The sequence below is a fragment of the Enterobacter cloacae complex sp. IR5402 genome, from assembly GCF_049238125.1.
Classification (GTDB): Bacteria; Pseudomonadota; Gammaproteobacteria; order Enterobacterales; family Enterobacteriaceae; genus Enterobacter; species Enterobacter hormaechei_C.
Window position 1 is genome coordinate 85,296 of the sequence record NZ_JBMKHO010000003.1, and the last position, 13,543, is coordinate 98,838.

Below are 13,543 nucleotides of genomic sequence, written 5' to 3' on the forward strand. Positions count from 1 at the left end.
CAAAACGGCAACGATGTTGCCGTTTTTTGTGTTTGCGCCCTCTCCCGTGGGAGAGGGAAGGGGTGAGGGCACCAGCCCGCACAATCCCGCACTGATTAGAAGTTGTAACCCACGACCAGGTAACCGCCCCAACCGGTAGAACGAACGCTGAAGTCGCCGTTGCCGAAGTTCAGGCTGGCGTCGTCGTTCCACTGACCACCGTTGTGCCAGTAACGCGCAACAACAGAGTAGTGCCAGTGATCGTAGTTCAGCGCCAGGATGTGGCTGGACGCGATGGAGTCGTTAGTGCGCGCTTTTCTGCCGTTCAGGTCGCGGAAATCGTTATCGCCCAGGTCTGAACCCCAGTCAAAGTTGGTGAAGCCGATATAGCTCAGGTTGCCGCCCCACAGTTGGGTAATTGGCACAAAGTATTTCACTTTGAAACGGTAGCCATCCCACTCGTTCTCGTTCGCAGCGCCGTAGTTCTGCCACTGGTATTTTGCGTAGACGTTCATGGACAGGCTCATCGGCAGGCCAGTCTCAATGTCTGTACCCAGACCCATATACCAGGTGCTCTGGCGACCGGACTTGTTGCGGCCCATGTCGTAGATGTAGTTGTTTGCGAAATACCACTCTTTGAACGGACCAAACGCCAGACTGGTACCAGTCAGTTTATCAATGGAGAAGCGTGGTTCGATCTCCATGAACAGTGGGGAACCGTGGTTCCAGATACCTTTCGCGTCGGTGTTACCGCCGAAGAATACCGGTGCGTCCATGTAGCCATAGAAATCAAACCAGTCTTTTTTTGCGAATGCTTCGTACTCGAGGTAAGTATCGTTACGGATCTGCGGTCCGAAACGGGTATGGTAGCTGCCTACCACGTTAACGCTCTGGTGCCACCAGTCGGAGAGGTATTGTGGTTTGTCGTTTTCCGCTGCGTTAACAGTGAAAGAGGAGGACAGTGCCAGAACTGCACCGGCTGCGAGTAATGTTTTTTTCATAATCATGCCACTGATTGAAATTCCCTTCCGGGAGTGAAAAATGCGCGAATTGCGTTTCTAAATATTTCGTGTTTCTGCGGAGCCTATTATAGGAATCCTTGCTCACAAAAATATGTGTTGTTTCACATATCTCTCACATACGTAATCGATTGCGTTCACGTTTGCGTACTTTAGACGGGCGCGATTGTAGCGGCAATCATTTATGTTGCCAATCCATACGAAATGTAAATGTTAGCGGAGTGACATTTCACTCCGCTAAAAGGGCGGGTTATTGCGCGGCGGGTTGAATGTCGTGAATACGGATAAAGCCCAGCTGTTCTGGCGTCAGTCCGCTCAGCTGGAGCGGGATGTCAACATCGCTCGGCGCCAGCGTGCTGGCGGGGGCGGTGAAGAGCTGATTCTTCACGTTCACTTCCTGATAGCTCTCCGTGGTGCCCTGAATCTGGCCCCACTCTACGGTGCCGCTGAACGCGGGCAGCGGATCGTTGGACTCACCCTGAATGCGTAATGTTGCGCGAGTACCATCGGCATTCGCTGCAACATTCACCAGAGACATCTTTAGCGTGCCAATCTGGCTGTTCAGACGCGCGGGCGTGTTTGCACCTGGCAATAAATAAACGCCATTGCTGGATTTGGCATTCAGCGCGTTCTGCTGGGTAATCTTCACGGTTTCTTTATTAAGTTTGTCCATCGCCACGTTAAGCGTATTCACGCTTTGTTTCATCTCGCGGACTTCGCTTTGCTGTGCGCAGGCGCTAAGCGTGAACAGGCTCCCCACCAGCACTATTTTCAGGTAACGTCTTGTCATTGCGTTTAATTCCTTGAAATCACAGATTGCTGCAATGGTAGACAGGATAGTGCCGTCAGGCATAGATCCTTTGTCTCAAAAAGCTCTTCCTTTGTTGTCGGGCCAGTTCAGGGTAAAATAGAAATCAGTTAACCAGATAACAGGGACATCGTATGCATTGCCCATTTTGCTCCGCTGTGGATACCAAAGTCATCGACTCACGTCTTGTAGGCGAAGGGTCTTCCGTGCGTCGTCGTCGGCAGTGTCTGGTGTGCAACGAGCGTTTTACCACCTTCGAGGTGGCAGAGCTGGTAATGCCGCGCGTGGTAAAAAGTAACGATGTGCGCGAACCGTTCAATGAAGAAAAACTGCGTAGCGGGATGCTCAAGGCGCTGGAAAAACGGCCCGTCAGCTCCGATGACGTCGAAATGGCGTTAAACCACATTAAATCTTATCTGCGGGGGTTAGGTGAGCGCGAAGTGCCGAGCAAAATGATCGGCAATCTGGTGATGGAACAGCTGAAAAAGCTCGATAAAGTCGCCTATATCCGCTTTGCCTCCGTTTACCGCAGCTTCGAAGACATCAAAGAGTTTGGCGAAGAGATCGCCCGCTTACAGGATTAAGACCATGCACGACGAGATGTACATGGCGCGAGCCATGAAGCTGGCGCAGCGCGGTCGGTTTACCACTCACCCTAACCCCAATGTCGGGTGCGTCATTGTTAAAGATGGTGAGATCGTGGGGGAAGGTTTTCACTATCGCGCAGGCGAGCCGCATGCTGAAGTGCATGCCTTGCGCATGGCGGGGGAGAAAGCGCGTGGCGCGACGGCCTATGTGACGCTGGAGCCATGCAGCCACCATGGGCGTACGCCGCCGTGCTGTGAAGCGCTGATTGCGGCGGGCGTCTCGCGCGTTGTCGCCGCCATGCAGGATCCTAACCCGCAGGTAGCGGGCCGCGGACTGTATCGTCTGCAACAGGAAGGAATCGACGTCAGCCACGGCCTGATGATGCAGGATGCGGAAGCCCTGAATAAAGGCTTCCTGAAGCGTATGCGCACCGGCTTCCCGTTTATCCAGCTTAAGCTTGGCGCGTCACTGGATGGCCGCACGGCGATGGCGAACGGCGAGAGCCAGTGGATCACCTCGCCACAGGCAAGGCGCGATGTGCAACGTCTGCGCGCGCAAAGCCATGCTATTCTCACCAGCAGTGAAACGGTACTGGCTGACGATCCGGCCATGACCGTACGCTGGGAAGAGCTGAATGCAGATACGCAGGCGCTCTATCCGCAGGAGAACCTGCGTCAGCCGCTGCGCATTATTATTGATAGCCAGAACCGCGTGACGCCGGAGCACCGCATCGTGCAGCAGCCGGGGGAAACCTGGATTGCACGCACCAAAGAAGATACGCGCGAATGGCCGCAAGGCGTGCGCAGCATTACGGTGCCGGAACATAACGGGCATCTGGATCTCGTGGTGCTGATGATGTTGCTCGGCAAACAGCAGGTCAACAGCATCTGGGTTGAAGCCGGTCCGACGCTCGCCGGCGCACTGCTTCAGGCGGGGCTGGTGGATGAGCTTCTCGTCTACGTTGCGCCTAAACTGTTAGGTAACGACGCGCGCGGCCTGTTTGTGCTGCCCGGCCTTGAAAAACTGGCCGATGCGCCGCAACTCTCATTCAGTGAGATTCGTCCGGTAGGCCCGGATGTCTGCCTCCATTTAACGACAGCGTAATTGCTCCTGAAATAGGGAAGCAGTACGCAAAGTATTATGATAAAATCCGCCCCCCTGCGGGGCCAAATGAACCCGTAAAGGAAGAGTATGAACATTATTGAAGCTGCTGTAGCTACCCCGGACGCTCGCGTCGCCATCACCATTGCGCGTTTCAACAACTTCATCAATGATAGCCTGCTGGAAGGTGCGGTTGACGCCCTGAAACGTATCGGCCAGGTTAAAGATGACAACATTACCGTCGTTTGGGTACCAGGTGCTTACGAACTGCCACTGGCAGCGGGCGCGCTGGCGAAAACCGGTAAATACGACGCGGTGATTGCGCTGGGTACTGTTATTCGTGGCGGCACTGCGCACTTCGAATACGTTGCGGGCGGTGCAAGCAATGGTCTGGCGCACGTTGCGCAGGATGCTGAAATTCCTGTCGCGTTCGGCGTGCTGACCACCGAAAGTATTGAACAAGCCATCGAACGTGCTGGCACCAAAGCCGGTAACAAAGGTGCAGAAGCTGCACTGACCGCGCTTGAAATGATCAATGTATTGAAAGCCATCAAGGCCTGATTTTTTTGTAAGGGGAATTCCGTGAAACCTGCTGCTCGTCGCCGCGCCCGTGAATGTGCCGTCCAGGCACTTTACTCCTGGCAGTTGTCCCAGAACGACATCGCTGATGTTGAATACCAGTTCCTGTCAGAACAGGACGTGAAAGACGTTGACGTTCTGTACTTCCGTGAACTGCTGTCGGGAGTGGCGACTAATAGCGCGTATCTCGATGGTCTGATGAAGCCATACCTGTCCCGTCTGCTCGAAGAGCTGGGCCAGGTCGAAAAAGCAGTGTTGCGTATCGCGCTGTTTGAGCTGTCTAAACGTGATGATGTGCCGTACAAAGTGGCCATCAACGAAGCGATCGAACTGGCGAAAACCTTCGGCGCTGAAGACAGCCACAAGTTTGTTAACGGCGTGCTGGATAAAGCCGCACCTGCGATCCGTCCCCACAAAAAGTGATCCGCAAACCGGAGTTCTGCATTGCCTGACGGGCAGTGCGGCTCCGGTTTTTTCTTTTATTTGCTGAGGCATAACGTATGGCATGCGGCGAATTCTCCCTGATTGCCCGTTATTTCGACCGTGTCAGAACCTCTCGTCTTGATGTTGAAACCGGCATTGGCGATGACTGCGCACTTCTCAATATTCCCGAAAAACAGACGCTGGCAATCAGCACCGACACCTTAGTGTGTGGGCGACATTTCCTGCCCGACATCGATCCTGCCGATCTGGCGTATAAAGCGCTGGCGGTGAACGTCAGCGATCTGGCGGCAATGGGCGCCGACCCGGCCTGGCTGACGCTGGCTCTGACCTTGCCAGAGGTGGATGAAGCCTGGCTTGAAGCCTTCAGCGATTCCCTGTTTGAGCAGCTGAATTATTACGATATGCAGCTGATTGGCGGTGATACCACTGCCGGTCCGCTGTCGATGACCCTGGCAATCCACGGCTATGTGCCTGCCGGGCGTGCGCTGAAACGTTCGGGCGCAAAACCGGGCGACTGGATCTACGTGACCGGTACGCCGGGGGATAGCGCGGCAGGGCTGGCAATCCTTCAGAACCGTTTAACGGTTGAAGATGCTGACGATGCGGCGTACCTGGTGAAGCGCCATCTGCGGCCAACGCCGCGTATTTTGCACGGCCAGGCGCTGCGCGAGCGGGCCAGTTCGGCTATCGATTTGTCTGACGGGCTGATCTCCGATCTCGGCCATATCCTGAAAGCCAGCGGCGTGGGCGCGCGGATCGATCTGGATCTGTTCCCTCTGTCAGAGCCGTTGCGTCGCCATGCCGAGCCTGAGCAGGCGCTGCGCTGGGCGTTATCCGGTGGAGAAGATTATGAGCTGTGCTTCACAGTGCCTGAGCTCAATCGCGGAACACTGGATGTGGCGTTAGCGCATCTGGGGGCGAAATTTACCTGCATCGGGCAGGTGATGCCGGAAAGTGAAGGGCTGCTGTTTGTCCGCGACGGCGCCCCGGTTACGCTTGACTGGAAAGGGTACGATCACTTCGCGTAATTTTGTGCGCTCTGTATTGCCGGGTGGCGCTGCGCTTACCCGGCCTACGGATTTTGTTCCCTGAATTGTTTATTTAAACCCTACCACCGGATGTTGCTGATACGGCGTCTCCAGCTCGGCAATCTGCTCCGGCGTCAACGATAAGTCCACCGCACTCAACAACTCATCCAGCTGTTCTTCCCGCGATGTGCCCACAATCGGCGCGGCGACACCGCGCTTGCTCAGCAGCCACGCCAGTGCCACCTGCGCGCGCGTTGCACCGATATCGTCGGCGATCCCGGCTAAGCGTTCGGCAATTAACGCATCGCTGGCTTCTGTATCGTCATACAGGTTTTTACCCACTTCGTCCGATACCAGCCGGGCGGTGGTTTCGCCCCACGGACGGGTTAACCTTCCGCGCGCCAGCGGGCTCCACGGGATCACCGCCACGCCTTCCTGGTAGCAGAGCGGCAGCATCTCGCGCTCTTCTTCCCGGTAAATCAGGTTGTAGTGATCCTGCATGGTGACAAAGCGCGCCCAGCCGTGCTGTGCCTGGAAATCGAGCGCCTGGGCAAACTGTGAGGCATGCATGGACGATGCGCCGATGTAGCGCGCTTTACCGGCTTTCACGACGTCGTTCAACGCTTCAAGCGTCTCTTCGATCGGGGTGTTGTAATCCCAGCGGTGGATTTGCAGCAGGTCGACGTAATCCATGTTCAGGCGTCTGAGGCTGTCATCAATAGAACGCAGGATCTGCGCGCGAGAAAGGCCTTCCGCCAGGTCGCCTGACGGGTAGTACACCTTAGTGGCAACCACAACGTCATCACGACGGGCAAAATCTCGCAGGGCGCGGCCAACAATCTCTTCGCTGCTGCCGTCGGAGTAGCTGTTGGCGGTATCGAAGAAGTTGATGCCGCCGTCAATGGCGCGCTTGATGATGGGGCGGCTGCTCTCTTCCGGCAGCGTCCAGGCATGATTTCCCCGGTCAGGCTCGCCAAACGTCATGCATCCCAGGCAAAGCCGGGACACCTTAAGGTCCGTTTTTCCTAATGTCGTGTATTGCATGGTTCCGCTCCTGCTGTTTAAACAATACGTTTAAGCATAGCAGGAGCAGAAAAGGGGAGGGATCAGGCCAGCCAGGTGCGGATTTTGGCTTCGATACCGGCGGCGTCCAGACCAATGTCGGCGCGCGCCTCATCCTGGGTGCCTTGCGGGATGAAGTGGTCCGGCAGGCCGAGATTAAGCACCGGAACGGCTTTACGGTTCGCCATCAGCACTTCGTTCACGCCGCTACCCGCGCCACCCATGATGGCGTTCTCTTCCAGCGTGACCAGCACGTCATGGCTTTCCGCCATGCTCAGAATCAGAGATTCATCGAGCGGCTTCACGAAGCGCATATCGACCAGCGTTGCATTCAGGTTTTCAGCGACTTTTGCCGCTTCCGGCATCAGCGTACCAAAGTTCAGGATCGCCACTTTTTCACCGCGACGTTTCACCAGACCTTTACCGATGTCCAGTTTTTCCAGCGGCTGTAATTCAACGCCAAGGGCATTACCGCGTGGATAGCGTACCGCGCAGGGACCGTCCTGATAGTGGTAACCGGTATACAGCATCTGACGACACTCATTTTCGTCGCTTGGCGTCATGATCACCATGTCCGGGATACAGCGCAGGAAGGAGAGATCAAACGCGCCCTGGTGCGTCTGGCCGTCAGCCCCCACAATGCCCGCGCGATCGATAGCAAACAGCACCGGCAGCTTCTGAATGGCAACGTCATGGATAACCTGATCGTAGGCGCGTTGCAGGAAGGTAGAGTAGATCGCTACCACCGGCTTGTAGCCGCCAATCGCCAGGCCCGCAGCAAAGGTTACCGCGTGTTGCTCGGCAATGGCGACGTCGAAATACTGGTCCGGGTATTTTTTGGAAAACTCCACCATGCCGGAGCCTTCACGCATGGCAGGCGTCACCGCCATCAGCATGTTGTCTTTCGCCGCCGTTTCGCACAGCCAGTCGCCGAAGATTTTTGAGTAGCTCGGCATCCCGCCGCTGCTTTTCGGCAGGCAGCCGCTGGTATGGTCGAACTTAGGCACCGCGTGGAAGGTGATCGGATCTTTCTCCGCCGGTTCGTAACCACGCCCTTTTTTGGTCATGATATGCAGGAACTGAGGGCCTTTCAGGTCGCGCATGTTTTTAAGCGTCGTCACCAGACCCAGCACATCGTGGCCGTCCACCGGGCCGATATAATTAAAGCCCAGCTCTTCGAACAGCGTACCCGGTACGACCATGCCTTTGATGTGTTCTTCGGTACGCTTAAGCAGCTCTTTGATCGGCGGTACGCCGGAGAAGACTTTTTTACCGCCTTCACGCAGTGAGGAGTAAAGCTTGCCGGACAGCAGCTGCGCCAGATGGTTATTCAGCGCGCCGACGTTCTCGGAGATCGACATTTCGTTATCGTTGAGGATCACCAGCATGTCCGGTTTGATATCGCCCGCGTGGTTCATGGCCTCAAAGGCCATCCCGGCGGTGATCGCCCCGTCGCCAATCACGCAGACGGTGCGACGTTGTTTATTCTCTTTTTCGGCGGCAACGGCAATACCAATGCCCGCAGAAATGGAGGTGGAAGAGTGGCCGACGCTTAACACGTCATATTCACTCTCGCCGCGCCACGGGAACGGGTGCAGGCCCCCTTTCTGGCGAATGGTGCCAATTTTATCGCGACGTCCGGTCAGAATTTTGTGCGGATAGGCCTGGTGGCCGACATCCCAGATCAGCTGATCGAACGGCGTGTTATAGACGTAATGCAACGCCACGGTCAGCTCAACCGTGCCAAGTCCGGAGGCGAAGTGGCCGCTGGAGCGGCTAACGCTGTCGAGCAGGTAGCGACGCAGCTCGTCACACAGCTTCGGCAGACTCTCTTTCGGCAACAGACGTAACTCCTGAGTGGAGTCAACTAACGCCAGTGTCGGGTATTTGGCAATATCAAAACTCATCAAAGGCTCATCGAGATTTATAGTTTATTTATCACGCTGGATTATGTAGTCCGCTAGCGCTTCCAGTGCCGAGGTATCCAGCGATTGCGCGGCCAGCTCATTCAGCGACTGGCGGGCATCGTCTATCAGATCCCGGGCTTTACGTTGGGCATGCTCAAGGCCCAACAGGGCGGGATAGGTACTTTTGCCAAGCTGCTGATCCGCACCCTGACGTTTTCCCAATGTTGCAGTATCGCCCACCACATCCAGAATGTCATCCTGAACCTGGAATGCCAGACCGATACTTTCTGCGTATCTGTCCAGAATCGGCAGGGCTTTACGCCCGCGTTCACCCGCGCTCAGCGCGCCCAGGCGAACGGCTGCACGAATCAGTGCGCCCGTTTTGTGACGGTGGATGCGCTCCAGCTGTTCCAGAGTAACCTGACGACCTTCAGCCTCTAAATCCAGCGCCTGGCCGCCGCACATCCCGGCGACGCCGCTGGCCATTGCCAGTTCGGACACCATTGCCAGACGATCGCGATCGCTCACTTCAACCATCGGCGCATCGCTCAAAATGGAGAAGGCCAGAGTTTGCAGCGCATCACCCGCCAGAATGGCATTCGCTTCGCCAAATTTGATATGGCAGGTTGGCTGACCGCGACGCAGATCGTCATCGTCCATGGCTGGCAAATCATCGTGGATCAGCGAATAGGCGTGGATACACTCCACGGCGGCTGCCGGGGCGTCCAGCGTGTTATCGCTGATACCGAACATGTTGCCCGTGGCATACACCAGGAATGGACGCAGGCGTTTACCCCCCAAGAGTGCGCCATAGTGCATGGCTTCAACCAGTGGAGTGTTCTGAAAAGGCTGCGGCTCAATGAATCGGCGCAGCGCATCGTTGGCGCGGATGACGCGCGCCTGAAGCGCGTTGGAGAAATCCATTTACTCGGGGTCCGGTGTGAATGGCGTGGTTTTAGCGTCTTCGCTGTCGGAAAGCAGGATCTGCACACGCTGCTCGGCCTGCTGAAGCTTTACCTGCCCCTGGCGCGCAAGCTGCACACCGCGTTCAAATTCGTTGAGGGCATCTTCCAGCGGTAAATCGCCGCTCTCGAGGCGGGTAACAATCTGCTCAAGCTCACTCAGCGCAGTTTCAAAACTGGCCGGTGCGTCGTTCTTCTTCGGCATAGTGAATTAACTCTTATATTCTTCGCCCCAACATGGTAACGGACTCGGGGCAATTATCAAATAACGCGAGTGGCGCGATGGTGGTATACTTGCGCGCCTGGATGCAGCCACGGGTGTGGGCTGCTGTATCATTTTCCACTACAAGCCTTTATAAGCTTGCCTAAGAAACATTGCCGCCATGAAGTTTATCATTAAATTGTTCCCCGAAATCACCATCAAAAGCCAATCTGTGCGTTTGCGCTTTATTAAAATTCTCACCGGGAACATTCGTAACGTATTAAAACACTACGACGAAACGCTCGCTGTGGTGCGTCACTGGGACCACGTTGAAGTCCGCGCGAAAGACGAAAGCAAACGTCTTGATATTCGCGACGCGCTGACCCGTATTCCTGGTATTCATCATATTCTGGAAGTGGAAGACGTTCCGTTCAGCGATATGCACGATATCTTCGAAAAGGCGCTGGTACAGTACCGCGACCAGATCGAAGGGAAAACGTTCTGCGTGCGCGTGAAGCGTCGTGGTAAACACGAGTTCAGCTCGATTGAAGTCGAGCGCTACGTTGGCGGCGGTCTGAACCAGCACGTTGAGACGGCGCGCGTGCGCCTGACTAATCCGGACGTTACCGTTAATCTTGAGATCGAGAACGATCGTCTGCTGCTGGTTAAGGGTCGTTATGAAGGTATTGGTGGTTTCCCGATCGGCACGCAGGAAGATGTGCTGTCGCTGATCTCGGGCGGCTTCGACTCCGGCGTCTCCAGCTACATGCTGATGCGTCGCGGCTGCCGCGTGCACTACTGCTTCTTCAACCTGGGCGGGGCGGCGCATGAAATCGGCGTACGTCAGGTGGCGCATTACCTGTGGAACCGCTTCGGCAGCTCTCACCGCGTGCGTTTTGTGGCGATCAACTTTGAGCCGGTGGTCGGCGAAATCCTCGAAAAAGTGGACGACGGCCAGATGGGCGTGGTCCTGAAACGTATGATGGTGCGCGCGGCGTCCAAAGTGGCTGAGCGCTACGGCGTGCAGGCGCTGGTCACCGGTGAAGCGCTGGGGCAGGTCTCCAGCCAGACGCTGACCAACCTGCGTCTTATCGACAACGTGTCTGATACGCTGATCCTGCGCCCGCTGATCTCTCACGATAAAGAGCACATCATCGATCTGGCGCGTAAAATCGGTACTGAAGATTTTGCCCGTACCATGCCGGAATATTGCGGTGTGATCTCAAAAAGTCCAACCATTAAAGCGGTGAAGGCGAAGATCGAAGCGGAAGAAGAGAACTTCGATTTCAGCATCCTGGAAAAAGTGGTGGCGGAAGCGTCCAACATCGATATCCGTGAGATCGCCCAGGAGACCGAGCAGGAAGTGGTTGAGGTGGAGACGGTCAGCGGCTTTGGTGCTAACGATACGATTCTGGATATCCGTTCTGTTGATGAGCAGGATGACAAGCCGTTGCAGGTGGAAGGCGTGGAGGTGGTTTCGCTGCCGTTCTACAAGCTGAGCACCCAGTTTGGCGATCTCGACCAGAGCAAAACGTATCTGCTGTGGTGTGAGCGTGGGGTCATGAGCCGTTTGCAGGCGCTGTATCTGCGTGAGCAGGGCTTCGCGAACGTGAAGGTGTATCGCCCGTAGTTTATTGTCGGGGAGTGCGGCCTGATGCCCTCACCCCGTCCCTCTCCCACAGGGAGAGGGCGCAAACATTAAAAACGGCAACCTCGGGTTGCCGTTTTGCTTTTACCTTGCGCCACCCGACTTTTTTATTCGTAGTAGTTATAAATCCCCGCCGCCATCACCAGCGACGAAGCCACTTCGTACGCTTTTTCGCGCCCAACCAGCAGGTCAATAATCTTCAGGCCAAAATCAATGGCGGTGCCCGGCCCCTGGCTGGTGAGCAGGTTAACGCGCGGATCCCAGACCACGCGTTTATCCACCCACTGGTCTTCCGGAATTGTATCCTTCAGACCAGGGAAGCCGGTCATATTGCCGATGGGGAAAATGTCGTGCGGAACCAGCACCGTACCTGCGGCTGCACAGATTGCCGCGACGATACGCCCGGAAAGATGAAACTGACGAACGGTTTCAACCAGCAGCGGGCTGTCGCGGAAACACTCAGCCCCCTTCAGACCACCCGGCAGAACGATAATGTCGTAATCACCGTCCGCCACCTGTACAAGCGGTGCATCCGCCAGAATCTTCACCCCACGCGAGCAGGTAATCGCCAGGCTTCCGTCGCTGGCGACGCTGGCGGTAGTAACCTTAATACCACCACGTACCAGCAAATCAATGGTGGTGACCGCTTCTGTCTCTTCGCTACCAGGGGCGAGGCATACCAGTGCCGATGCGCTCATACTCACTCTCCTTTCGTTTTACTAACTCAAACAGACGGCTATTTTCCGCAACGGTAATGCCGTGTGCCCGGGCGCGTTTTAACAGATAACCGGTAATGTAATCAATTTCGGTATGCCGCATAGCCCGGATATCCTGCAACATTGAGGAGATATTTTCTGCCGTACTCTCAATCACCTGGTCGACATAATAACGTAAATCGGACTCTGAGGTGTGGTAGCCTTCGCGTTCAATGACGGCGGCAACTTCCCGGCAAATCAGCGCTACCCGATCAGGATGCTGGCGCAGTTCACCGTTAGGGCAATCCAGCAGGGCGGTCAGCGGATTAATCGCGCAGTTCACCGCCAGTTTGCGCCACAGTTCCGCGCGAATGTTATTGTGCCAGGCGACGTCAGGCAGCGTGCTTTGCAGGGTATCCGCAAGATAGCTGTAATCGCCGGGCTGTTCACGCGCGGGACCGATATGAGTGATACCACTGGCAACATGGATAATGACGTTACCGTCGCGACGCGCCGCGTGGGTGGTTGTCCCCATCAGCAGCGGTTGCCGGACAGATTTTAGCTCTTCAATGGTACCCATACCGTTGTGAATCAGCAGGATTGGCGTGCTTTCAGGTAACTGGGCGGCCAGGCTTTTCACCGCATCGGAGACCTGCCAGGCCTTCAGCGTGACCAGCAGCAAATCGCTGGTGGCAAGAAATTCCGGATCGTTTGCCGTCAAAGACTCATTAAAAATTGAACCGTCTGTACCCATCACGTTCACACTGCAATAGGGCTGGGGAATTCGCAGCCAGCCCTGAACGTCGTGTCCCTGTTTGCATAGCGCTGTAAGCCAGAGTTGGCCAAGGGCTCCGCATCCAAGCACTGTTACTTTCATCGTTCCTCCTCACCTGCAACGGCGCCAGGTGCTATGACGCTAAGTATAGCGCCATCAGCTAAGCTTCTCGTTATGCCTCGTTGCGGGTATTATGCAACGCAACAAAAATGTAGGGAGAAGAAAAGATGCCATCTTTCGATATTGTTTCTGAAGTTGATTTGCAGGAAGCGCGTAACGGCGTAGAAAATGCTGTCCGTGAGGTTGAGTCACGTTTCGATTTTCGTGGCGTTGAGGCGACCATTGAACTGAACGACGCGAACAAGACGATCAAAGTCCTGAGCGAGTCTGATTTCCAGGTCAACCAGTTGCTGGATATCCTGCGCGCCAAGCTGCTCAAGCGCGGCATTGAAGGGACCTCACTCGATGTGCCGGAAGATTTTGTTCACAGCGGCAAAACCTGGTTTGTGGAAGCGAAGCTGAAGCAGGGGATTGAAAGCGCCGTGCAGAAGAAAATCGTGAAGCTTATCAAAGACAGTAAGCTCAAAGTGCAGGCGCAGATCCAGGGGGAAGAGATCCGCGTGACCGGAAAATCCCGTGATGACCTGCAATCCGTGATGGCGCTGGTGCGTGGCGGCGATCTCGGTCAGCCATTCCAGTTTAAAAACTTCCGCGATTAAGACAATCATGCCCGGCTAAACCGGGCA

Annotated in this window: 15 protein-coding genes; 7 read left to right on the forward strand and 8 right to left on the reverse strand. The window is 55.7% G+C overall.

What is annotated here, in order from left to right:
• Window positions 1-95 precede the first annotated feature (95 nt).
• Window positions 96-980: a nucleoside-specific channel-forming protein Tsx gene (locus ACOTXL_RS06680; protein ID WP_032610182.1), complete on the reverse strand. Its 885-nt coding sequence runs from the start codon at window positions 978-980 to the stop codon at window positions 96-98.
• A gap of 268 nt (window positions 981-1,248) precedes the next feature.
• Window positions 1,249-1,788 carry a DUF3251 domain-containing protein gene (locus ACOTXL_RS06685; protein WP_003859100.1) on the reverse strand — a complete coding sequence of 180 codons (540 nt, stop codon included), beginning with the start codon at window positions 1,786-1,788 and terminating at the stop codon, window positions 1,249-1,251.
• A gap of 152 nt (window positions 1,789-1,940) precedes the next feature.
• On the opposite strand from ACOTXL_RS06685, the gene nrdR reads away from it, so the two are divergent.
• From nrdR to thiL, 5 genes are all read left to right on the forward strand, one after another.
• Complete coding sequence (nrdR, locus tag ACOTXL_RS06690) at window positions 1,941-2,390, forward strand: transcriptional regulator NrdR (RefSeq protein WP_003859099.1); 450 nt, start codon at window positions 1,941-1,943, stop codon at window positions 2,388-2,390.
• A gap of 4 nt (window positions 2,391-2,394) precedes the next feature.
• Window positions 2,395-3,498: a bifunctional diaminohydroxyphosphoribosylaminopyrimidine deaminase/5-amino-6-(5-phosphoribosylamino)uracil reductase RibD gene (gene ribD / locus ACOTXL_RS06695; RefSeq protein WP_022650459.1), complete on the forward strand. Its 1,104-nt coding sequence runs from the start codon at window positions 2,395-2,397 to the stop codon at window positions 3,496-3,498.
• Window positions 3,499-3,585: 87 nt separating this feature from the next.
• Window positions 3,586-4,056, forward strand: a complete 471-nt coding sequence (gene ribE / locus ACOTXL_RS06700) for a 6,7-dimethyl-8-ribityllumazine synthase (protein ID WP_003859098.1) — start codon at window positions 3,586-3,588, stop codon at window positions 4,054-4,056.
• A 21-nt stretch (window positions 4,057-4,077) separates the two neighbouring features.
• The gene (gene nusB / locus ACOTXL_RS06705; protein ID WP_006809908.1) at window positions 4,078-4,497 is read left to right on the forward strand and encodes a transcription antitermination factor NusB; all 420 of its coding nucleotides are present in this window, start codon (window positions 4,078-4,080) and stop codon (window positions 4,495-4,497) included.
• A 77-nt stretch (window positions 4,498-4,574) separates the two neighbouring features.
• Window positions 4,575-5,546: a thiamine-phosphate kinase gene (gene thiL, locus ACOTXL_RS06710; protein ID WP_022650460.1), complete on the forward strand. Its 972-nt coding sequence runs from the start codon at window positions 4,575-4,577 to the stop codon at window positions 5,544-5,546.
• Window positions 5,547-5,615: 69 nt separating this feature from the next.
• Here the strand turns inward: thiL and ACOTXL_RS06715 are convergent, their stop codons facing one another.
• From ACOTXL_RS06715 to xseB, 4 genes are all read right to left on the reverse strand, one after another.
• The gene (locus tag ACOTXL_RS06715) at window positions 5,616-6,590 is read right to left on the reverse strand and encodes an aldo/keto reductase (RefSeq protein WP_045350609.1); all 975 of its coding nucleotides are present in this window, start codon (window positions 6,588-6,590) and stop codon (window positions 5,616-5,618) included.
• 62 nt (window positions 6,591-6,652) lie between these two features.
• The gene (gene dxs, locus ACOTXL_RS06720) at window positions 6,653-8,515 is read right to left on the reverse strand and encodes a 1-deoxy-D-xylulose-5-phosphate synthase (RefSeq protein ID WP_015571294.1); all 1,863 of its coding nucleotides are present in this window, start codon (window positions 8,513-8,515) and stop codon (window positions 6,653-6,655) included.
• Window positions 8,516-8,539: 24 nt separating this feature from the next.
• Window positions 8,540-9,439 carry a (2E,6E)-farnesyl diphosphate synthase gene (ispA, locus tag ACOTXL_RS06725; RefSeq protein ID WP_032608639.1) on the reverse strand — a complete coding sequence of 300 codons (900 nt, stop codon included), beginning with the start codon at window positions 9,437-9,439 and terminating at the stop codon, window positions 8,540-8,542.
• Window positions 9,440-9,682 carry an exodeoxyribonuclease VII small subunit gene (xseB, locus tag ACOTXL_RS06730; RefSeq protein WP_045350608.1) on the reverse strand — a complete coding sequence of 81 codons (243 nt, stop codon included), beginning with the start codon at window positions 9,680-9,682 and terminating at the stop codon, window positions 9,440-9,442.
• A 178-nt stretch (window positions 9,683-9,860) separates the two neighbouring features.
• On the opposite strand from xseB, the gene thiI reads away from it, so the two are divergent.
• Window positions 9,861-11,309, forward strand: a complete 1,449-nt coding sequence (thiI, locus tag ACOTXL_RS06735) for a tRNA uracil 4-sulfurtransferase ThiI (RefSeq protein ID WP_045350607.1) — start codon at window positions 9,861-9,863, stop codon at window positions 11,307-11,309.
• 125 nt (window positions 11,310-11,434) lie between these two features.
• On the opposite strand, the gene yajL is transcribed toward thiI, so the two are convergent.
• Window positions 11,435-12,025, reverse strand: a complete 591-nt coding sequence (yajL, locus tag ACOTXL_RS06740; protein ID WP_003859085.1) for a protein deglycase YajL — start codon at window positions 12,023-12,025, stop codon at window positions 11,435-11,437.
• Window positions 11,988-12,899: a 2-dehydropantoate 2-reductase gene (panE, locus tag ACOTXL_RS06745; protein WP_022650464.1), complete on the reverse strand. Its 912-nt coding sequence runs from the start codon at window positions 12,897-12,899 to the stop codon at window positions 11,988-11,990. Before panE ends, yajL begins: the two co-directional genes overlap by 38 nt.
• Before the next feature lie 125 nt (window positions 12,900-13,024).
• Here panE and ACOTXL_RS06750 point away from each other — a divergent pair, with 125 nt between their 5' ends.
• Window positions 13,025-13,516 carry a YajQ family cyclic di-GMP-binding protein gene (locus tag ACOTXL_RS06750; protein WP_017383179.1) on the forward strand — a complete coding sequence of 164 codons (492 nt, stop codon included), beginning with the start codon at window positions 13,025-13,027 and terminating at the stop codon, window positions 13,514-13,516.
• Window positions 13,517-13,543: the final 27 nt, after the last annotated feature.